Below are 20,286 nucleotides of genomic sequence, written 5' to 3'. Positions count from 1 at the left end.
CGCGACGGCCAGGCGCGTAATGATTCGCCACCCCTGGCGACTCCCTTCGGTCACCGTGGGAAAGGGGACGACCGATGCCGCTCTACCTGTCCAAGTTCAGCTACACGCCGGAGACGTGGGCCCGGCTGGTCCGCCACCCCGAGGATCGCCGGACGGCCACCCGGTCCTACATCGAGTCCGTCGGCGGGACGCTCCACGGGTTTCTGGTACGCCTTCGGCACGCATGACGGGCTTCACCCTGTGGGAGGCTCCGGACAACGTGTCCATGGCCGAGGTCGCGCTGGCGCTGAGCAGCGGCGGGGCGATCAGTTCGCTGGACACGACGGTCCTCCTGACCGTCGACGAGACAATGGAGGCGATGAGCCGGGCCACCCAGGTGGGATACCGGCCTCCCGGGGCGTAGCCCTGGCGCCGCTCACCCGCCCGCGGCCGGACGCCGGCTGATCCTCACCGGCTCGCCTCCGGGACCGCCGCGGCCCGGCGGTTCGCCCGGAGCGCGCGGGCCGGCCCGGTCTCCGGCAGGCAGAGCAGGCACACCAGCGACAGCACCAGCAGCGCGGCCAGGTAGAAACCGACGTTCACCGCCTCCCCGGTGCCGGCGACGACCCGGTTGGCGATCATCGGCGAGATGCCGCCGCCCAGCACGGCTCCGATGTGGTACCCCACGCCCACCCCGGACTGGCGCTGCTCCCGCGGGAACAGCTCGGAGAAGAACGTGTACATCGGTCCGAAGAGGACACCGGTGGCGCAGAACCCGAGGATCACCGCGGTGTTGACGGCGGCGACCGTGCCCGCCGAGCTGAGCGGGAACATCACCAGCGCGGATGCCAGCGACAGCACGGCACCGGCCAGCATCACCGGCTTGCGGCCGACCCGGTCGGACAGCCACGCCGCGCCCACGTTGCACAACGCGTGGCAGACCAGGGCGATCATCGAGCCGTTGACGATCGGCTGGCGGGGCAGCCCGAGGCCCTCCGGGGCGCGCGCCGTCGCGTAGGACAACATGAACGTGGCCAGCGCGAACGTGCTGGCGGTGAGCCCGATGTTGACGCCCGCGATCAGGCCGAGCCGCCGCCAGTTCGACTTGACCACCGCCAGCAGCGGCGCCTTCGCGCGGGCGCCCTCCTGCTCGGCCATCTGCCGGAACACCGGGCTCTCGGCGACGCCCTTGCGGATCCACAGCCCGACCACGAGCACCAGGCCGCCGGCGAGGAACGGGATCCGCCAGCCCCAGCTCAGGATCGCGTCGTCGGGCAGCAGCAGCACCAGGGTGAAAGCCAGGTTGGCCAGGATCGTGCCGACGGGCGAGCCGATCGCCACGAAGGACCCGTACAGGCCGCGGCGGCGCTGCGGCGCGTGTTCGATCGCCAGCACCGCGGCGCTGGAGTTCTCGCCGCCGCGCGCCAGGCCGTGGCACAACCGCAGCAGCACCAGCATGACCGGCGCGGCGACCCCGACGGCCGCGTAGGTGGGCAGCACCCCCATGCCCAGCGTCGCCAGGCCCATCAGGACGAACGCGCCGAACAACGCCGTCTTGCGGCCGCGCCGGTCCCCGAGCCAGCCGAAAACGGCGCCGCCGAGCGGGGCGGCCACGAAGCCGATCGCGAACGTCGCCAGGCTCATGAACGTGCCGAACCACGCGTCCCCGGTCGCGAAGAACACCTGGCCGAACACCAGGGCGGCCGCGGTTCCGTAGATCTGGAAGTCGTACAGCTCGAGCGAGGTGCCGACCGCGGCGGCCACGCCGATGCGCGGCAGGCTGGGCCGGGCGGGATCCTGTGTGGTCATGGACCGTCCTCATCGTCCGTGGGAGTTCCCGCTACGGTAGGAAAACGCCGGCCGTGCCTCCCAGTCGCAAATCCCGCAGCCGCGTAGGGAAAACCCGTAGCACGCTTGACAAGGTTCGCGCCGGTGACAGATGGTGTGCGGCATCGTGCCTCCCGCTCGGAGAAGGAGAATCTCGTTGACCGACACCGCTCTCGAAGCACTCGCCCGGCGGGTCGACGTTCTCGAGGCCGAAGCCGACATCCGCCGGCTACAAGCTCGTTACCTGTTCCTGTGCGACACGCCGCTGCCCGAGTACGGGGTCACCGGCGACGCGGAGCGCATCGAGCTGATCCTCCAGCTCTACACCGAGGACGCGGTGTGGGAGGGCGTCGGCGAGTACTACGACGGCCAGTTCGGGCGGGCCGAGGGCAAGCAGGCCATCCGGGAGCACTTCGCGCGGTTCTGGGGCGAAAAGCGGGACCCGGCGCTGGTGCTCAACGCGCACTACCTGACGTCGGAGCAGATCCACGTGCACGGCGACACCGCCGACGGGCAGTGGATCCACATGCAGCCGTGGCTGTTCTCCGACGGGTCGGCGCTGCTGCGGTCCAGCCGGCTCAACAACGCCTTCCGCCGGGACGGCGGGGTCTGGCGGATCACCCGCACCCGCACCGAGAACGTGTTCGTGGCGCCGCTGCCGGACCGCTTCGCCAGCGACCACCCGTCGGCGTCGGTGCTGCTGAAGCCATGACGGGCGAAGCGGTGGTGCACATCGTCGACGACGACGAGGGGCTGCGGCAGTCGCTGGCGTTCCTGCTGGAGAGCGTGGGGATCCAGGCGCTGACCTACCCGGACGCGCCGGCGTTCCTGGCCGAGTTCGACCCGGACGAGCCGGCGGTGGTGATCGTCGACGTGCGGATGCCCGGCATGAGCGGGTTCCAGCTGCAGGAGGAGCTGACCGCGCGCGGCTACCCGGCGCCGGTCGTATTCTGCTCGGCGCACGGCGACATCCCGATGTCGGTGCGCGCGCTCACCCGCGGCGCGGTGGACTTCCTGGAGAAACCCTACGAACCGCAGCGGATCCTGGAGGTGGTGCAGCGCCAGCAGCAGCACGCGTGCCGCCGCTTCGCCCGCGACGCCGCGCGCCGGGCCGTGCAGCAGCGCCTGAGGCAGCTGACCCAGCGGGAACGCGAGGTCCTGCGGCTGGTGGTGGAAGGGGTGTCCAGCCAGATGGCGGCCAACCGCCTGGGCACGAGCGTGAAGACGATCGACGTGCACCGGGCCCGCATCAAGGCGAAGACCGGCGCGGAGAGCCTGGGCGCCCTGGTGCACGACATCCTCACACACCGGGTGACGGTGTAGAACGCATCCGAGCGGCGCGTTGCACCCGGGCGACGGGTGGTCGGCCGCGCAAGCCGCCCGGGTGAGCCTCACCCCGCCAGGGTGCGTTCCACCCAGCAGCCCGTCGCCAGCAGTGCCGTTTCCTCGCGTGCTCGGCCGATCAGCTGCAGCCCCAGCGGCAAGCCGTCCGCCGTGGACAGGCCGGGCACCGCCAGCTGCGGGGCGCCCAGTGCCTGCCACGGGCGGCTGAGCACCGGGTCACCCGTCGCGGCCAGGCCGGCCGGTGCGGGGCCCGGTGCGGCGGGGCCCAGGATCGCGTCGCAGGACCTCAGCAGCTTCGCCACCGTCCCGGCGGCTGATCGCACGACCTCCTGCGCCCGCCGGTACTCCGCCTCCGGGGTGCGGGCGCCCGTCCGCAGCAGGTTCGCCAGGGGTGCGCTCAACTCCGGCGCCCGCGCCAGCTCGGCCGCCCGCTCCCGGGCCGCCTCGTAGGCCATCACCACCGGGTGCGCGGCCGTCACCTCCGCGATCAGCCGCTCCTCCGGGAACGCCTCGACCACCGCCCCGGCCGCGACCAGGCGATCACGCGCGGCGGTGAGCGCCTCCCGCATCGCGGGGCCGGCCGTGCCGGTCCACAGCAGCAGCCGCGGCGGAACCGGCGGCGCCGCCGCGGCGTCCGGCTCGCCCGTCAGCGCCGAGAACGCCAGCGCGAGATCCGCCACCCCGGCCGTGTAGAAGCCGTGGCTGTCCAGGCTCGGGCTCAGCCCGGTCACCCCGTCGACCGGGAACCGGCCGTGGCTGAGCACCAGCGCCGCGACCCCGCAGAACGCGGCGGGCCGGATCACCGACCCCGCGGTCTGCGACCCCAGCGCCAGCGGCACCTGACCCGAGGCGACCGCGGCCGCGGACCCGCTGGACGACCCGCCCGGCGTGTGGCCCGGCGCGCTCGGGTTGTCCGTCGGGCCGGGGGAGAAGAACGCGAACTCGGTGGTGACGGTCTTGCCGACCGGCACCGCCCCCGCCCGCCGCCACGCGGTGACGATCGCCGCGTCCGCCCGGGCCGGCGGGGCGCCGGCGCGCAGCGGGGAACCGCACCGCGTGGGCAGGCCGGCGACGTCGATGATGTCCTTCACCCCGAGCGGCACCCCGCCGAGCGGACCGGACACGACGGGCTCCGGCGCCTCCGCGAACTCCACCCAGGCCCGCAGCCTCGGCTCGGTTTCCGCGATGCGTTCCCGCGACCGCCGCAGCGCCCCGTCCACCGGGCCGGTCACGAGTTCACGCAGCGACCACGGCGCGCGCAGCGGGTTCACGCGTCCTCCCAGGCGGCCTCGGCGACCCAGAAGTCCATGCCGCTCTCGCTCACCCCGTGCCGCCACTCCGAGATCCGCCGCAGCGTCGGCTCGACCTTCGCGGTGACGGCGTCGGCCGCCTCCGGGCCGTCCTCGGGCACCTGCCAGTGCACCCAGCTCAGCTCGCGGCCCTGCGCGTCGTGGACGAACAGGTCCACGTGCCGCCAGCCGTAGCCGTGCGTGTCGGTGTAGCAGGTCAACGTCATCCGTTCCATGCGCGCTCTCCTAGGCGGCCGTGGTGCCGAGGCTGTGGAACCGGCGCCGGAAGTACACCAGCGCCGCCGGATCGTCCCCGGTCAGCACGGTGTCGACCTCGACGAACAGCACTGAGTGCGACCCCGACGCCTGCTCGCCCACGATGGTGCCGATCACCGACGCGCACGCCCCGGCGAGCACCGGGACCCCGTGCGTGTCCAGATCCCACCGCCCGTCGGTGAACCGCTCGGCGGTGGGCACCCCGGTGGCGCCGGCGAAGTGCAGCGCCAGGTCCTCCTGGCCGGCGCCGAGCACGTTCACCGCCAGCCGGCCGTTGCCGAGCAGCACGTCGTGCGAACGGGCGGTGCGGTTGACGCAGACCAGCACGGTGGGCGGCGAGTCCGTCACCGAACAGGCCGCGCTCACGGTCAGGCCGGCGCGGCCGCGGGGGCCGTCGGTGGTGATGACGGTGACCGCCGCCGAGAGGGTGGCCATCGCGGCGCGGAACTCGGTCTGCCGCCGGGTCAGCTCGGGCACGATTCCTCCAAACGATCGCCGGACAGCTCGACCGTACGCGCGCGCCGGGGCGGGCGGGAATTGCGACTTCTTCCCGCCCCGGTAAGGGTTTCCCTTACTCACCGTGGAGTTCCGCGAGGGGCAGCGCGAACCCGAACCGGGACCCGCCACCGTCACGCGGCTCGGCCCAGATGCGGCCGTGCTGGCGCGTGATGATCCGGTGCGACAGCGCCAGGCCGATCCCGCTGCCGTGCTCCTTGGAGGTGAACGACTCGGCGAACGGGTCGCGCGGCAGGCCACGTCCCCGGTCCTCGACCGTCAGCACGCCCTCGCCGCCCTCGGCGCGCGTGGTCAGCACGATCTCGCGGCGCTCCGGATCACAGGCCGCGACCTCGTCGATGGCGTTGAAGCAGAAGTTGAGCACCACCTGCCCGGTCAGCACCCGTTCGCACCGCACCGGCACCGGGCCCGGGTGCTCGCGCACCACCACCGCCACCCCCGCCGCGTCGGCGCGCAGCCGCACGAAGTACAGGCACTCGGCGACGATGTCGCCGAGGTCGGCCACCTGCCGCACGTGTTCCAGGTGCCCGACGAACGCGCGCAGGGCGGCGACGATGGCGCTCGCCCGGTCGATCTGCCGGACCGCGCTGTCGATGCCGAAGGTCACGTGCTTGGCCGCGGCCTCGCCGGCGGCCGCCAGCGAGGCGGCGTGGCGGGCGGCGCCACCCAGGAAGTTGCCCGCCGCCGCGAGCGGCTGGCCCAGCTCGTGCGCGATCGCCATCGCCATGTCGCCCATCGCGTGGTAGCGGGCCAGGTAGTTCTCCTGCTGCAGCTCGCGTTCCCGGCGCAGATCGGCCCGCACGCGCCCGGACACGTCGTGCAGGATCATCAGCAACGCGTCCCCGCCGGTCTCCTGGAGCCGTTCCAGGCTGCCCTCCAGCCACACCGGCTCCTCCGCGGCGGTGACCGCGAGCTGCACCGTGGTCACCGGATCGGCCCGGTCCAGGACCTCCGGCCAGGACACCGGGCGCCCGGCGAGCCGCAGCGTGCCGTAGCGCTCCAGCGGGCCGAGCGGCTGCCCGCTGTCCGCGCCGATCACCTCCAGTGCCGTGTCGGTGGCGAACCGGAGCACCCCGGCGCGGTCCAGCATCAGCGCGATCGTCGAGGTGCGGTGCGCCAGCGCGTCCATGTAGGACGCGGTGCGCCGCAGCTCCTGCTCGACCTCCTGCTCGCGCTCGATGTCGCGGAACTGCACCATGACCGCGGTGCCCTGCGCGAGTTCCACGCGGATCGCGATCGCCTCGGTCGGGATCACCCGGCCGGTGCGCGACCGGTAGTGCCACTCGATGCTGTTGGTGCCCTTCTCGACCGCCTCCTGCAGCCACGCCCGGCCGATCACGCGGTCGTACTGGCGGGCCGTGCTGCTCATGTGGTGCGCCTTGAGCGGCCGCAGCTCGGCCACGCTCCACTCGAGCATCTCGCACGCGGCGGGGTTGGCCCACAGGATGTTCTTCGTCGCGGCGTCGTGCACGAGCACGCACATGCGGCTGGCGTTGAGCATCGCCACGAAGTCCTGGGTGACCAGTTCGGGCGCGCGGGGATCCACCTGCATCCCGCCAGCGTAGGCCGGGCGCGCCGGCGTCGCGCTGAAGGAATCCCCTACCCGGGGCCGGAGAACCACCAATTCCGCGCGGTGTCCCCGGCTGCCTACCGTCGGGAGGCAACCTGCGACGAGGAGGAGGCGCGATGGTGCACACCCCGGAGGGCGTCGGGTTCGGCGACGTCCTCGCCGAACACGACCGGCGGCGGCAGGAGTTCCGCGAGCAGCGCTACGTGCCGAAGGACTTCATCGACCGGCTCAAGCGCATCGGCATCTACCGCGCGGCGACGCCGAGCAAGTTCGGCGGGCAGCCGCTGCCGCCTGCCGAGTTCTGCCAAGCCGTCGAACGGATTTCGGTGGTGGACGGCTCGGCCGGCTGGGTCGCCAGCTTCGGCTCCGCCCAGATCTACCTGGCCGCGCTGCCGCTGGAAACCCAGGCCGAGCTGTACCGCGACGGCCCGGACGTGGCGTTCGCGGGCGCGTTGTTCCCGATGCAGCGCGCCGCGGCCACCGAACGCGGCTACCTGGTCGACGGGCACTGGAAGTTCGCCAGCGGCTGCATGGGCGCCGACGTCATCGGGGTCGGCCTGCCCGGTGACGACGACTCCGGCGGCAAGCCCCGCACCGCCGTGCTGCGGCCGGACCAGGCCGAGATCGTCCAGGACTGGGACGTGGTGGGCATGCGGGCCACCGGCTCGTTCGACATCGTCGTGCGCGGGGTCGAAGTGCCGCGCGAATGGACGTTCATCCGCGGCGGCGCGCCGACCGTGGACGAGCCGCTCTACCACTACCCGACGATCGCCTACGCCTCCCAGGTCCTCGCCGTGGTCGGCGCGGGCGTGGCCCGTGCGGCGCTGGACCACGCCCGGCAGGCCGGCGGCGGCTACACCGGCGTCACCGGCGCCCCGAAACTCGCCGACCGGGCCTACTACCGCACCGAGGTCGCCCGCGCCGAGGCGGAGCTGAGCTCGGCCCGCGCCTGGTTCTACGACCTCAGCGACCAGGTGTGGCAGCACGTGCTGCGCGGCGACACCGCCACCGACGAGCACAACGCCCGGCTGCGGCTGGCCTCGGCGCACCTGGCGCGGGTGTCCTCGCAGGTGGTGGACCGGCTCGTGGAGATCTCCGGCACCGCCCCGATCTACACCGCCCACCCGTTGCGCGACCTGGCCGGTGACGCGCTCGTGCCCAAGCAGCACGCCTTCCTCGGCCCGGCCATCTTCGACTCCGCCGGCGCCGTCCTGATGGGACTGGCGCCCACCAGCCCCGGTTTCCGCTGACCCCCCGACGAGGAGGACCGAGATGAGCGCACCCCCGCTGCGCGTGCTGTTCTGCATCGGCATCAACCAGAACTTCTTCGACCTGCCTGCCGGCGGCATCACTCCGGGCCACGTGTGGCAGGCGTTCGTGTCCATGATGGACGGCATCAAGGCGTTGCCCGGCGTGGACTTCATCGGCGACATCGACGACGACTCGCACATGGTCGGACCCTCCGACGGATGGCCGTGGACCGCCTACATCCTGGCCGATGTGGACACCGCCGAGACCGTCAAGGCCGCCTGCAACCTGTTCCGCACCACCCCGGTGGGCGACGGCGGCGCGAAGCTGTGGCGCTTCGCCAAAGTCGAAGCCCGCATCGGCCGCGCGCTCACCGTGCGCGACGACGTCGAGCTGCCCGGCTGAGGAGAGGACACCATGACCGACGACATCTTCGCCGAGGCGCCCGCGGACCTCGTCCGGCCGGACCGGGTCGCCGGCCGCCTCTACACCGACCCGGAGATCTTCGAGCAGGAGATGACGAAGATCTTCGAGCGCACCTGGGTGTGGGTGGCGCACGACAGCGAGCTGCCCAGGCCCGGCACCTTCAAGTCCACCTACGTGGGCCGCCAGCCGGTCATCGTCTCGCGCGACCGCAAGGGCACCCTGCACACGCTGCTCAACCGCTGCCGCCACCGCGGCGCCAGCCTCTGCGAGAAGCCGCGCGGGCAGGCCAACGGCTTCACCTGCCCCTACCACGCGTGGTCCTACGGCCTGGACGGCACGCTGCGCGGCATCCCCTACCCGGACGGGTACGAGGGCGTGGTGGACAAGAAGGACCTGTCGCTGCGCAAGCTGCGCACGGAGTCCTACGGCGGCATGGTCTTCGCGACGTTCGACCACGACATCGAGCCGCTGGAAGACTTCCTCGGCGACGCGAAGCTGTGGCTGGACCGGTTCATGAAGCAGGGCGGCGGCTACCCGGTCAAGGTGCTGGGCCGCCACCAGTTCCGGTTCCGCGGCAACTGGAAGATCCAGCTGGAGAACACCACCGACGGCTACCACTTCCCGATCGTGCACCGGTCGTGGATGGCGTCGGTGGACGCCGAGACCGCCGACATGATGTCGTTCATGACCGATCCGGCGGCGATCACGCACGCGCTGGGCAACGGTCACAGCGTCATGCAGATGGTGCCCGAGCACTCCGACCTCGACGCCGACGACGGCACCGAACCGCTGCAGGCGCGCTTCGGCCACGTCGTGGCCGAACTGTCGAAGACCCTCGACGACGCGCAGGTGCGCAAGCTGGTGCGCGCCATGCACGGCACCGGGTTCAACCTCAACCTGTTCCCGAACGTGTCGATGTCGGCGGCGTTCTTCCGCGTCCTGCGGCCGGTCTCGGTCGACGAGACGATCATCGAGCACATCGCGATCGGCCCGGACGGCCCGCCCGAGCTCGACGTCGTCAACCGCGAGCGGCTGCGCATCCACGAGCACTTCCAGGGCCCGTTCGGGTTCGGCACCCCGGACGACGCCGAGGGCTGGGACCGGGTGCAGCGTGGCGCCCAGGCGGCACCGGGCATGCCGATCCTGGTCAACCGCGGCCTCGGCCGGGAGAAGGCCGACGAGCACGGCTGGCCGACCTCCCACGTGACCGACGAGACCGGCATGCGCGCCGCGTACTCCCAGTGGAAGCAGATGATGAGCGATGACTGAGGCGACGATCATCCCGGCGGCCGACGCGCGCGTCACGCGCGCGATCGAGCTGATCTGGCGCGAAGCGGAACTGCTCGACCGCAAGGACTACCTGGTGTGGCAGGAGCTCTACACCGATGACGCCTACTACGTCGTCCCGATCGACCCGGACACCGAGGACTTCGCCGGCTCGCTCAACATGATCTACGACGACGCGCGCATGCGGCAGGCGCGCGTGGCCCGGATGACCGAGGGCTACGCGATCGCCGCGGTCGACGCCGCCCGGACCGTGCGCACCGTGTCCCGGTTCGTGCCGGAATCCTTGTCGGACAGCGAAGTCGTGCTGCGGTCGGCGCAGGTGCTGATCGCGTACAAGCGCGGACGGCACGACATCTGGGCCGCCGACGTGCGCCACCGCATCCGGCTGTCCGAGTCCGGCGACCGGATCGCGGAGAAGGTCGTGCGTCTGGTCGACAGCGAGGACGCCGTGCCCGCCGCGGGATTCCTGCTGTGAGCGCGCAGACCGCCGTGGTCACCGGTGGTGCCCACGGCCTCGGCGAGGCGATCGTGCGGCGCCTGCGCGCCGAGGGCTACCGCGTCGCCATCGCCGACCTCGACGGCACCGCCGCCGAGGCGCTGGCGAAGGAACTCGGCGAGGCCAAGGGGTACGCGGCCGACGTCGCCGACCGCGCGGCCCTGGAGGGGCTGCTCTCGGCGGTGCTGGCGGATTTCGGGTCGGTGCACGTGCTGGTCAACAACGCCGCCCGCACCCAGGCGAAGAAGCTGATGGACATCACGGCCGAGGAGCTGGACGCGGTTCTGAAGGTCAACCTGGGCGGCACGTTCAGCGCCTGCCAGATCTTCGGCGCGCACTTCGCCGCGCAGGGCTACGGGCGGATCGTGAACATGGCCTCGCTGGCCGGGCAGAACGGCGGCACCGCGACCGGCGGGCACTACGCGTCGTCCAAGGGCGCGATCCTGGCCGCCACCAAGGTGTTCGCCCGTGAACTGGCACCGCACGGCGTGACGGTCAACGCGGTGTCGCCCGGACCGCAGGACAGCCCGATGGTCCGGTCCATAGTGGACGATCTGGACGGGTTCGTGCGGACCATCCCGGTGGGCCGGCTCGGCGACCCGGCGTTCGTCGCGCGCATGGTCGCCCTGCTCGCCGCACCCGAAGCCGCCTCGGTCACCGGCGCCTGCTGGGACGCCAACGGCGGGCTGTACCTGCGCTGACCCCGAGGGAGGGACGATGACGACAACCGTGGTCCGCGTCGCGGAGGTCACCGAGGAGGCCACCGGGATCCGCAGCCTGCGCCTGGTCCGCGACGACGGCGCCCCGCTCGGGCCGTACGAGGCCGGCGCGCACGTCGACGTCACCGGCCCGACCGGTCTGGTGCGCCAGTACTCGCTGTGCTCGCCGCCGCACGAGACTTCGTCGCTGCTGATCGCGGTGAAGAAGGAGGCCGGCTCGCGCGGCGGCTCGGAAGCCCTGCACACCGTCGAGGTGGGCGACACGCTGCAGATCGGCGAACCCCGCAACCTGCTGCGGATCGCCGACGCCGACCGCCACGTGCTGGTGGCCGGCGGCGTCGGCGTGACCCCGCTGCTGAGCCTGGCCTACGAGCTGGACCGCCGCGGCGCGGAGTTCGAGCTGCACTACTTCGCGCGGTCCCGGGAGCAGGCCGCGTTCGCCGGGCTGGCGGAAACCGAGTTCGGGGCCCGGCTGCACTTCGGCGTCCCGCGAGCCGACCACCCCACCCTGCTCAAGGAGGTGGCCGCCGGCCTGGACCCGCGCGCCCACCTCTACACGTGCGGGCCCGAGGGGTTCATGGCGGAGGTCACCGCCGTGTTCGCGCCCGTCGTCGGCGAGGAGCACGTGCACGTCGAGCACTTCGTGGCCGCGGAGATCGACACCAGCGGAGACCGGCCGTTCACCGTCGAGCTGGACACCGGCGAGGTGTTCGAGGTGCCCGCGGGCAAGTCGATCCTGTCCGTGCTGGGCGAGAACGGCATCGACGTGTTCTCCTCGTGCGAGGAGGGGATCTGCGGCTCGTGCGTGTCCGGGGTGCTGGACGGCGTGCCGGAGCACCGGGACAACTGCCTGTCGGCGGCGGACCGCGCCGCCGGGGACCAGATGGCGCTGTGCGTCTCCCGCGCGAAGACGCCCCGGTTGAAGATCGAGCTGTACTGACCCGCTCGTGCCGGAGCAGCGGCAGTGGCGCCGCTGCTCCGGCACGGGCCGTTCAGCCCAGGGCGGCCCGTGCCGCGCGGGCGATTCCGTCCGCGTCGAGGCCGTAGTGCCGGTACAGGTGGGTCGGCGGCCCGATGAGGGCGTACTCGTCCCGGATCCCGTGCCGCACCACCCGGGCCGGCAGGCCCCCTTCGGCGACGACTTCGGCGACCGCGCCGCCGAGCCCGCCCAGAATGTTGTGCTCCTCGACGGTCAGGATCACGCCGGACCGGGCGGCCGCCCGCGCCACCGCGTCGGCGTCCAGCGGCTTGATCGTGTGCATGTCCAGCACGCCGGCCGAGATCCCCTCGGCCTCGAGCGCCGCCGCCGCGGCCAGCGCGGGGTGCACCATCGATCCGGTGGCGATGATCGTCAGATCGCTGCCCGCCGAATGCTCGATCGCCCGCCCGATAGTGAATTCCCGGTCGCCGCGGTCGTAGACGTCGGGATCCTGCCCGCGCCCGATCCGGAAGTAGATGGGTCCCGGCCAGGCGGTGGCCGCCCGCAGCGCGGACCGCAGCTGCGCCGCGTCCGCCGGGGCGATCACGGTCAGGCCCGCGATGCTGCGGGTGATGGCGAGGTCCTCGGTGGCGTGGTGGGACGTGCCGTAGTAGCCCAGCGTGATGCCGGCGTGGTGGCCGATCAGCCGGACCGGGAGCCGGGTGTAGGCCACGTCGGTGCGGATCTGCTCGCACGCGAGCAGGGCCAGGAACGAGGCGAAGGTGGCCACGTGCGGCTGCCAGCCGGTGGTGGCCAGGCCCGCGGCGGCCGACACCATGTGCTGCTCGGAGATGCCGAACTGCACGTAGCGGTCCGGGTGGCGGTCCTGGAAGCGGATGAGGCCGTTGGAGTACTTCAGGTCCGCGGTGCCTGCGAGGATCGGGTGTCCCTCGTCCACCAGATCGCCGAGGGTGTCGGCCAGCGCGTGCAGGCCGGGGGCGCGGTCGAGCAGCGTCAGCAGGTGCCAGGATTCGGGCTGCAGCCCGGGTGCGACGCTCATCGGCCCCTCCGCAGTTCCTCGATCGCGTTGCGCTCGTCCTGCTCGGCGAGCCAGCCCAGGTGCCAGCCGAACTCGGCCTCCATGTAGGAGATGCCCTTGCCCTTCACGGTGTCGGCGATGATCACCGCGGGAGCGGTGCGCGTGGTGTCCGCGACGACGTCGCGCAGGAGGCCGAGCAGCGCGGCCACGTCGTGGCCGTCGACCCGGTGGGCCTGCCAGCCGAAGGCGCGCCACTTGTCCTCGAGCGGCTCGATCCCGGTGACGGTGTCGATCCGGCCGTCCAGGGAGTGGTCGTTGCGGTCGACGATCGCGATCAGGTTCGACACCCGGTGGTGGGCCGCGCCGAGCGCCGCCTCCCAGATCTGGCCCTCGTGCAGCTCGCCGTCGCCGAGGAGGACGAAGACGTTCGAGTCGTAGCCCCGCATCCGGGTGCCCAGGGCGATGCCGGTGCCGGTGGAGAGCGCGTGGCCCAGCGATCCGCTGCTGAAGTCGATGCCGGGGATCCGGGTCATGTCGGGGTGATCGCCGAACGCGTTGCCCAGCCGGGTGTAGGAGTCCAGCTCGCGGGGGTCGAAGAACCCCCAGTCGGCCAGCAGCGGGTACAGCGTCGCCGCGGCGTGGCCCTTGCCGAACAGGAAGCGGTCCCGCTCGGGCCAGTCCGGCTCGCCGCGCTTCAGCCGCATGACGCCGTAGTAGAGCGTGGCGAGGATTTCCGCGCAGGAGAAGCCGGACGCGTAGTGGCCGGTCTTCGCGATGGAGATCAGCCGGACGGTTTCCAGGCGGGCGTGCAGCGCGCGCTCGCTGATGGTGTCGATGAGGTCCGCGAGCCCGGGCCGCGGATCGGGTTTGACGACTGTCATGAGACGGCAAAGTACCGCCTATCGGGCATGCTGTCCATAGAACGAGATTCCTTTCTGATGGTCGTCGTGTCCGCACAGCGGTAAGATTCCGAGGTGGCGAATGACGGAAGCGTGATGCTGGTGCGCAAGGTGGCGCAGGTGCTCGACCACCTCGCGCAGGGAGAGGCGACGGCGGCGGAGCTGGCCGAGGCGCTGGGGGAGCCGCGCAGCTCGGTCTACCGGCTGCTGTCCAGCCTGCAGGCCGAGGGCCTGGTGGAGCACGGATCCCGGCGCGGGCAGTTCCGCCTGGGGTTCAAGCTGCTCACCCTGGGCACCGCGGTGGTCGCGCGGTTCGACGAGCGCGAGTTCGCGCAACCGGTCCTGGAACGGCTGCACCACCTGACCGGGGAAACGGTCTTCCTGTGCGTCCGCCGGGGGGACGCCGCCGTGTGCATCGAACGGCTCGCCGGCAAGCGTGTGCAGTCGCTGGCCTTGCAGCTGGGCGGGTCGCTGCCGCTGCACGCGGGCGCGGCCTCCCGCGCGCTCCTGGCGTTCGCGCCGGAGACCGAATGGGAGGCCTACCTCGAGCGCAACGTGCCGTTGCCGCGCTTCACCGGGTCCACGCCCGCCGAGCCCGGCGCGCTGCGCAAGCTGCTGCGGCAGGCCCGGGAGGACGGGTTCGCGCTCAGCGACCAGGACGTGACGGTCGGCGTGGCGGCGATCGGGGTGCCGGTCGTGGACTACCGGGGTGAGGTCCGCGCCGCGGTGTCGATCAGCGGTGTGCGCGAGTCGATCCTCGGCGAGGACTTCCCCCGCTGGCGCGACCTGCTGCTCGACGCGGGGCAGGAAGTGTCGCGCGCGCTGGGGTCGGAACTCGCGGGCAAGAACATCGCGCGGTTCGACTGACGGCGCTCGCCCGGTCGCGCTCGACCTGAAATTCTCACCTACTAGACGAGTCGTCCTTTGTGTGAGAATGTGTCTCCCAACGCGGGGCGCTCCAGCCCCTGCCTGACGGCTGAGGGAGGCCAGTCATGGTCGACGGTGACCTGTCCGGTCGGGTCGTGGTCATCACCGGCGCGGGCGGCGGGATCGGGCTCGCCTGCGCCCGGCGCGTGCTGGACGCGGGCGCCCTGGTCGTGGGTGCCGACCTGGAGACCACGCGGCTCGAGGAACTCGCCGGCCCCGACCGGGTGCGGGCCGTGCGCGCCGACCTGCGTGCACCCGGCGCGGCGGAGGAGATGATCGCGGCCGCGCTGGAGGCGTTCGGGCGCGTCGACGTGCTGGTGAACAACGCCGGGGTCGCCCCGGTGCGGGACGGTTTCCTCGGCATCACCGACGACGACTGGGCCGCGACACTCGAGCTGAACCTCATGGGCTACGTCCGGGCGGCCCGCGCCGCGGTGGCGGTGATGCGCGACGCCGGCTCGGGCGTGCTCGTCCACATCGCCTCGGAAGCGGCTCGCATGCCCAACCCGCGGCTGCCGGACTACAGCGTGTCCAAGGCCGCTGTGCTGATGCTGTCCAAGGTGCTCGCCGCCGAGTTCGCGCCGTCCGGCATCCGGTCCAACGTGGTCTCCCCGGCATTCGTCCGGTCACCCATCTACGACCGTCCCGGTGGTCTCGCCGACAGCCTCGCCGAAGAGTTCGGAGTGGACCGCGAGACCGCGCTGCGGCGGTACGTCGAGCTCAACGGCATTCCGCTCGGGCGGCTCGGCACCGTCGGCGAGGTCGCCGAGATGGTGGCGTTCCTGGCCTCCGACCGCGCGGGTTTCGTGACCGGCGCGAACTTCTGCGTCGACGGCGGCGTGACCCCGGTCGTCTGACGATCCAGCCGATCCCTGCCCCTCCGCGAACAGACAAGGAATCAACGATGATCCATCGCATGCTGCCCTCGTGGCGGCCGCTGCGCCGCGCCGGCGCACTGGCCGCGGCCGGGCTCACGGTCCTCGCCGCACTCACCGGCTGTGCCGCCGGCGCCGGTTCCGGCGACGGCGGTCTCACCGTCGGCGTGACCCTCAACGCCGCGTCCAACCCGTTCTTCCTCGCCGAGGGCAAGGCGATCGAGGAGGCGGCCGGCCCCGGGGTGCGCGTCACCGTCCAGTACGCCAACGCCGATGTGGCGACCCAGAGCAACCAGATCGACGCGTTCATCCGCCAGCGCGTGGGTTCCATCGTGGTCGACGCGGTCGACTCGGACGGGATCGGGCCCGCGGTGCTGCGCGCCAAGCAGGCCGGCATCCCGGTGGTGGCCATCGACGTCGCCGCCGCGGGCGCCGACGCCACCGTCGCCAGCGACAACGTCCAGGCGGGCCGCGACGCGTGCGCCTACCTGGCCGAGCAGCTGGGCGGCCGGGCGAAGATCGCGATCGTGGACGGCTCGGCGGTCTCGGCCATCGCCGACCGCATGACCGGCTGCCGCCAGGCTCTCGCGCAGGCGCCCGGGATCGAGGTCGTCGCCACCCAGCGCGCCGACCTGACCCGGGACAAGAGCATGACCGTGGCGAGCAACATCCTCACGGCCCACCCCGACGTCGCCGGGTTCTTCGGCGTCAACGACCCGACCGCGATCGGCATCGCGCTCGCCGCGCAGCAGAAGGGCGCCCGCGTGAAGGTCGTCGGCGTGGACGGCGCCCGCCAGCTGACCGACCTGTTCGGCGAGGGCCTGATCATCGGCACCTCGGGGCAGGACCCGGCGAAGCTCGGACGCACCGGCCTCGACCTGGCCACCCGCCTCGCGCGCAAGGAGCAGGTGCCCTCCGCGCCGGTGCTGATCCCCACCGTGCTGGTCACGCCGCAGACCCTCGGCGCCTACCCGAGCTGGGGCTGACATGGCAGTCCACAACGACACAGCCGACACAGCCGACACAGCCGTGGTGCGGCTGGAGGACGTCACCAAGTCCTTCGCGGGCAACCCGGTGCTGCGCGGTGTCTCGCTCGGCCTGACCCCCGGCGAGGTGCACGTGCTGGCCGGGGAGAACGGGGCGGGCAAGTCCACGCTGATCAAGGTGCTGACCGGTATCCACGCCCCGGACAGCGGCCGCGTCCTGGTCGACGGCGTGCCGGTGACCTTCACCGGCCCCGGTGACGCCCGGCAGCGCGGGCTCACCGTGGTGCACCAGGAACTGAGCCTGGTGCCGGAGCTGACCGTGGCCGAGAACATCGTGCTCGGCCGGGAGCCGCGGCGGCGCGGCGGACGGTTCGACCGCCGCGCGGCCCGGGCACGGGCCACCGACGCGCTGGCCCGGGTCGGCGCGCCGCTCGATCCGGACGCCCGCGTGGCCGACCTGGGCACCGGGCAGCAGCAGCTGGTCGAGATCGCCCGCGCCCTCGCCGACCACCCGCGCGTACTGGTGCTCGACGAGCCCACCGCCGCGCTGTCCGACGAGGAGGCCAACGCGCTGCTGGGAATCGTCGCGGAACTGCGCGACGCCGGCCTCGGCCTGCTCTACATCAGCCACCGGATGGCCGAGATCGACCGGATCGCCGACCGCGTCACGGTCCTGCGCGACGGCCGGGTGGCCGACACCATGTCCCGCGCCGGGATGAGCGAGGACCGGATCGTGACCTCGATGGTCGGGCGGCCCGTCGCGAACCTCTACCAGCACGGTGAGCGGCGCCCGTCGGCGGAGGTGCGGCTGCGGGTGGAGCGGATCAGATCGCGGGACGTGCGGGAGTGCTCGTTCCAGGTGCGGGCCGGTGAAGTGGTCGGGCTCGCCGGCATCGTCGGCGCCGGCCGCAGCGAGCTGTGCCGCCTGATCGCCGGGTTCGACCGCGGCGACGGAGGCGTCGTCACCGTGGACGGCCGGCCGGTCGACACCCGGCGGCCCGCGTCCGCCGCGGCCGCGGGCATCGTGATGCTGCCGGAGAGCCGCAAGAGCCAGGGCCTGTTCCCGGCGATGTCGGTGGCGGACAACGTGTGCGCCGGCACCCGCCTGGGCCGGCGCCCGCTGGGCCGGACCTCGGCGGGCGCACGCAGGTCCGCCGCGCGCGCCTACGCCGACCGGATGCGGATCAAGGCGGCCGGCCTGGACCAGCGCGTCGCCGAACTGTCCGGCGGCAACCAGCAGAAGGTCCTGCTCGCCCGGTGCCTGGCGCGCCGCCCCGCGGTGCTCATCCTCGACGAGCCCACCCGCGGCGTCGACATCGGCGCCAAGGCCGACATCTACGCCCTCGTCAACGAAGTCGCCGCGCGCGGCGTCGCCGTCGTGCTCATCTCCTCCGAACTGCCCGAGGTCCTCGGCCTCGCCGACCGCGTCCTGGTGATGAGCGGACGGTCGATCGTCGCCGAGCTGTCCGGCGCGGCGATGACGGAGGAAGAGGTCATCCGGCACGCGACCGGCCCGGCCGACGCGGCCGCCGAACTCACCCGGAGGTGATCCGATGGAAACCACGTCACTGACCGAAGCCGTCCCGCGCGAGCGCCCGGACCCGCGGCGCAGGCCGCGCGGACGGGCCAGCGTGACCGACTGGCTGGGCGTGCTGTCCGCGTTGCTCGTGCTCGTCGTCGTGTTCGCGATCGCGGCGCCCTACTTCTTCACCGTGCCCAATCTGCTGGACATCGCCCGGCAGATCGCCGTCACCGCGATCCTCGGCGCGGGCCTGACCTTCGTCATCATCACCGCGGGCATCGACCTGTCGGTCGGCTCGGCCGTGGGCGTCACCGCGTTCGTGGCGGTGTCCCTGTCGCTGGGAGGCGTGCCGGCGCTGGTCGCGCTCCCGGTGGCGCTCGCGGCCGGCGTGGCCATCGGGCTCGTCAACGGCGCGCTCGTGGCCGGTCTCGGGCTGGCCCCGTTCATCGTGACCCTGGCCGCGCTCACCTACCTGCGGGGCGTGACCTACGTGGGCACCGACGGGACCACGCTGTTCTCCACCGACCTGAGCTACGCGACGCTGGGCAGCGGGGCAGTGCTGGGCATCCCGACTCCGGTGCTCGTCATGGTCGCGGTGTTCGCGATCGGCGGCTACCTGCTCAACCGCACGGTGTTCGGCCGGTGGGTGTTCGCCGTGGGCGGCAACCCGGAAGCGGCGCGGCTGGCCGGGATCCCGGTCCGGCGCGTGCTCGTGTGGGTGTACGTCCTGTCCGGACTGTGCGCGGCGATCGGCGGCGTGATCGCCTCGGCCCGCCTGCAGAGCTCGGTTCCCGACCTCGGCAGCGGCTACGAGCTGTCCGCCATCGCGGCCGTGGTGCTCGGCGGCACCTCGCTGATGGGCGGGCGCGGCTCGCTGACCGGAACCTTCCTCGGCGCCGCCATCATGGGTGTGCTGGTCAACGGCATGACGCTGCTCGACGTGTCGTCGTTCTACCAGCAGATCATCCAGGGGGCCGTCATCGTCGTCGCCGTGGCGCTGGACCGCCTGCGGTCCCGCCGCACCGGAGCGGGCCCGGCATGAGCCGGATCCACGAAACCACTGGGAGAGAACAACAGTGACAACTCGGACCACACTCGTCGTCGGTGCGCACGCCGTGATCGGCGGGGCGGTGGCGCAGCGGTTGCGCGACCACGACCGGCCGGTGGCGACGCTGGCGCGCCGCGGCCCGGTCACGCTCCCCGACGGCAGCGTGATCGACGACCACGTGCAGGTCGACCTGCTCGACCCCGCGGCCACCGCCGCCGCGCTGGCCGGCCGCGCGGACATCACGGAGGTCGTGTTCGCCGCCTACGTCGAGCGCGAGACCATGGCGGCCACCGTCGGCCCGAACGTCGCCATGCTGCGGAACCTCCTGGACGCGCTGCACGCGAGTGCGTCCGCCGTGCGGCACGTCGTGCTCATCGGCGGCGGCAAGTCCTACGGGGAGCACCTCGGCCACTACAAGACCCCGGCCAAGGAGAGCGATCCGCGCTTCCTCGGGCCGATCTTCTACAACGACCAGGAAGATCTGCTGTGGACGGACGCGGAACGGGCGGGGTACACCTGGACGGTGCTGCGGCCGGACGGGGTGCTGGGGGTCAGCCTCGGCTCGCCGATGAACCTCGTCACCGGGCTGGCCGTGTTCGCCGCGGTCAGCAAGCACCAGGGCGTGCCGCTGCGGTTCCCGGGCACGCCGCAGGCGTGGACCGCCCTGCACCAGGCCACCGACGCGCGGATCGTCGCCGGCGCCGTCGAGTGGGCCCTGGACAGCCCGGCCGCGCGCGGTGAGGTCTTCAACGTCACCAACGGCGACCACTTCCGCTGGCAGCACCTGTGGCCCGACATCGCCGGGTTCTTCGGGATGCCCGCGGCCCCGCCGCAGCCGATGCCGCTGGCCGAGCAGATGGCGGACAAGGGCGCCACCTGGGGCGCCCTGGCCGCCGCCCACGAGCTGCGGCCGCTGCCGTTGTCCGCGCTGGCGTCGTGGCCGTTCATCGACGGCTGGCTCGCCAACGGCGCCGACATGGTGCAGAGCACCATCAAGATCCGCCGCGCCGGGTTCACCGAGTGCATTGACACCCACGACAGCTTCCTGGACAACCTCGACCGGATGCGCGCCCTGCGCCTGATCCCGTGACCGC

The 20,286-nt window shown here is 72.5% G+C and carries 23 protein-coding genes; 16 read left to right on the top strand and 7 right to left on the bottom strand.

Annotated features, from left to right (window positions below; all coding sequences use genetic code 11):
- Positions 1–74: 74 nt before the first annotated feature.
- Together D0D28_RS36060 and D0D28_RS36055 are read left to right on the top strand one after the other, a co-directional pair.
- On the top strand, positions 75–227 hold the full coding sequence (locus D0D28_RS36060) for a hypothetical protein (RefSeq protein WP_198958216.1): 153 nt from the start codon (positions 75–77) through the stop codon (positions 225–227).
- On the top strand, positions 224–403 hold the full coding sequence (locus tag D0D28_RS36055) for a hypothetical protein (protein WP_205413198.1): 180 nt from the start codon (positions 224–226) through the stop codon (positions 401–403). Before D0D28_RS36060 ends, D0D28_RS36055 begins: the two co-directional genes overlap by 4 nt.
- Before the next feature lie 44 nt (positions 404–447).
- Here the strand turns inward: D0D28_RS36055 and D0D28_RS06885 are convergent, their stop codons facing one another.
- A complete protein-coding gene (locus D0D28_RS06885) occupies positions 448–1,788 on the bottom strand; it encodes an MFS transporter (protein WP_116110108.1) in 1,341 nt (446 codons plus the stop codon).
- 175 nt (positions 1,789–1,963) lie between these two features.
- On the opposite strand from D0D28_RS06885, the gene D0D28_RS06880 reads away from it, so the two are divergent.
- On the top strand, positions 1,964–2,518 hold the full coding sequence (locus tag D0D28_RS06880; protein ID WP_094005397.1) for a nuclear transport factor 2 family protein: 555 nt from the start codon (positions 1,964–1,966) through the stop codon (positions 2,516–2,518).
- On the top strand, positions 2,515–3,129 hold the full coding sequence (locus D0D28_RS06875; RefSeq protein ID WP_116110107.1) for a response regulator transcription factor: 615 nt from the start codon (positions 2,515–2,517) through the stop codon (positions 3,127–3,129). Before D0D28_RS06880 ends, D0D28_RS06875 begins: the two co-directional genes overlap by 4 nt.
- Positions 3,130–3,197: 68 nt before the next feature.
- Here D0D28_RS06875 and D0D28_RS06870 read toward each other — a convergent pair whose 3' ends face one another.
- The 4 genes from D0D28_RS06870 to D0D28_RS06855 all read right to left on the bottom strand — a co-directional run bounded on the left by D0D28_RS06870 (position 3,198) and on the right by D0D28_RS06855 (position 6,783).
- On the bottom strand, positions 3,198–4,421 hold the full coding sequence (locus tag D0D28_RS06870; RefSeq protein ID WP_116110106.1) for an amidase family protein: 1,224 nt from the start codon (positions 4,419–4,421) through the stop codon (positions 3,198–3,200).
- Positions 4,418–4,675, bottom strand: a complete 258-nt coding sequence (locus D0D28_RS06865; RefSeq protein ID WP_094005400.1) for a hypothetical protein — start codon at positions 4,673–4,675, stop codon at positions 4,418–4,420. The genes D0D28_RS06870 and D0D28_RS06865 overlap by 4 nt, the downstream gene beginning before the upstream one ends.
- 10 nt (positions 4,676–4,685) lie before the next feature.
- On the bottom strand, positions 4,686–5,192 hold the full coding sequence (locus D0D28_RS06860; protein WP_094005401.1) for a flavin reductase: 507 nt from the start codon (positions 5,190–5,192) through the stop codon (positions 4,686–4,688).
- A 94-nt stretch (positions 5,193–5,286) separates the two neighbouring features.
- Entirely contained in the window at positions 5,287–6,783 is a 1,497-nt protein-coding gene (locus D0D28_RS06855; RefSeq protein ID WP_116110105.1) for an ATP-binding protein, read from the bottom strand.
- A gap of 134 nt (positions 6,784–6,917) precedes the next feature.
- Here D0D28_RS06855 and D0D28_RS06850 point away from each other — a divergent pair, with 134 nt between their 5' ends.
- Genes D0D28_RS06850 through D0D28_RS06825 form a run of 6 tightly spaced genes read left to right on the top strand, consistent with a single transcriptional unit; the run spans position 6,918 to position 11,917 of the window.
- On the top strand, positions 6,918–8,051 hold the full coding sequence (locus D0D28_RS06850) for an acyl-CoA dehydrogenase family protein (protein WP_116110104.1): 1,134 nt from the start codon (positions 6,918–6,920) through the stop codon (positions 8,049–8,051).
- 22 nt (positions 8,052–8,073) lie between these two features.
- Positions 8,074–8,454 carry a hypothetical protein gene (locus D0D28_RS06845; protein WP_116110103.1) on the top strand — a complete coding sequence of 127 codons (381 nt, stop codon included), beginning with the start codon at positions 8,074–8,076 and terminating at the stop codon, positions 8,452–8,454.
- Positions 8,455–8,466: 12 nt separating this feature from the next.
- Complete coding sequence (locus D0D28_RS06840) at positions 8,467–9,744, top strand: aromatic ring-hydroxylating oxygenase subunit alpha (RefSeq protein ID WP_116110102.1); 1,278 nt, start codon at positions 8,467–8,469, stop codon at positions 9,742–9,744.
- Positions 9,737–10,237, top strand: a complete 501-nt coding sequence (locus tag D0D28_RS06835) for an aromatic-ring-hydroxylating dioxygenase subunit beta (RefSeq protein ID WP_116110101.1) — start codon at positions 9,737–9,739, stop codon at positions 10,235–10,237. Before D0D28_RS06840 ends, D0D28_RS06835 begins: the two co-directional genes overlap by 8 nt.
- Positions 10,234–10,959: an SDR family NAD(P)-dependent oxidoreductase gene (locus tag D0D28_RS06830; RefSeq protein ID WP_094005407.1), complete on the top strand. Its 726-nt coding sequence runs from the start codon at positions 10,234–10,236 to the stop codon at positions 10,957–10,959. Before D0D28_RS06835 ends, D0D28_RS06830 begins: the two co-directional genes overlap by 4 nt.
- A gap of 16 nt (positions 10,960–10,975) precedes the next feature.
- Positions 10,976–11,917 (top strand): PDR/VanB family oxidoreductase, encoded by a 942-nt coding sequence (locus D0D28_RS06825; protein WP_116110100.1) that lies wholly within the window; start codon positions 10,976–10,978, stop codon positions 11,915–11,917.
- A 52-nt stretch (positions 11,918–11,969) separates the two neighbouring features.
- Here the strand turns inward: D0D28_RS06825 and D0D28_RS06820 are convergent, their stop codons facing one another.
- Together D0D28_RS06820 and D0D28_RS06815 are read right to left on the bottom strand one after the other, a co-directional pair.
- Positions 11,970–12,956 carry a transketolase family protein gene (locus D0D28_RS06820; RefSeq protein ID WP_094005409.1) on the bottom strand — a complete coding sequence of 329 codons (987 nt, stop codon included), beginning with the start codon at positions 12,954–12,956 and terminating at the stop codon, positions 11,970–11,972.
- A complete protein-coding gene (locus D0D28_RS06815) occupies positions 12,953–13,816 on the bottom strand; it encodes a transketolase (RefSeq protein WP_094005410.1) in 864 nt (287 codons plus the stop codon). The genes D0D28_RS06820 and D0D28_RS06815 overlap by 4 nt, the downstream gene beginning before the upstream one ends.
- Before the next feature lie 93 nt (positions 13,817–13,909).
- Here D0D28_RS06815 and D0D28_RS06810 point away from each other — a divergent pair, with 93 nt between their 5' ends.
- The 6 genes from D0D28_RS06810 (at position 13,910) to D0D28_RS06785 (ending at position 20,282) form a co-directional block, all read left to right on the top strand.
- The gene (locus D0D28_RS06810; RefSeq protein WP_094005411.1) at positions 13,910–14,701 is read left to right on the top strand and encodes an IclR family transcriptional regulator; all 792 of its coding nucleotides are present in this window, start codon (positions 13,910–13,912) and stop codon (positions 14,699–14,701) included.
- Between the two features lie 125 nt (positions 14,702–14,826).
- Positions 14,827–15,618 carry an SDR family NAD(P)-dependent oxidoreductase gene (locus tag D0D28_RS06805; protein WP_094005412.1) on the top strand — a complete coding sequence of 264 codons (792 nt, stop codon included), beginning with the start codon at positions 14,827–14,829 and terminating at the stop codon, positions 15,616–15,618.
- Between the two features lie 47 nt (positions 15,619–15,665).
- Positions 15,666–16,622, top strand: a complete 957-nt coding sequence (locus D0D28_RS06800) for a substrate-binding domain-containing protein (protein WP_094005413.1) — start codon at positions 15,666–15,668, stop codon at positions 16,620–16,622.
- 1 nt (position 16,623) lies between these two features.
- Positions 16,624–18,171, top strand: coding sequence for a sugar ABC transporter ATP-binding protein (locus tag D0D28_RS06795; protein ID WP_116110099.1), 1,548 nt, complete (start codon positions 16,624–16,626; stop codon positions 18,169–18,171).
- A gap of 4 nt (positions 18,172–18,175) precedes the next feature.
- Complete coding sequence (locus D0D28_RS06790; protein ID WP_116110098.1) at positions 18,176–19,186, top strand: ABC transporter permease; 1,011 nt, start codon at positions 18,176–18,178, stop codon at positions 19,184–19,186.
- A gap of 34 nt (positions 19,187–19,220) precedes the next feature.
- Positions 19,221–20,282, top strand: coding sequence for an SDR family oxidoreductase (locus D0D28_RS06785; protein WP_116110097.1), 1,062 nt, complete (start codon positions 19,221–19,223; stop codon positions 20,280–20,282).
- Positions 20,283–20,286: the final 4 nt, after the last annotated feature.

Origin of the sequence: Amycolatopsis ruanii, assembly GCF_003385175.1 — a bacterium.
In the GTDB taxonomy this organism is placed as follows: domain Bacteria; phylum Actinomycetota; class Actinomycetes; order Mycobacteriales; family Pseudonocardiaceae; genus Amycolatopsis_E; species Amycolatopsis_E thermalba.
Note: the sequence above shows the minus strand (reverse complement) of the source record. Positions and strands in the feature narration are given on the sequence as shown.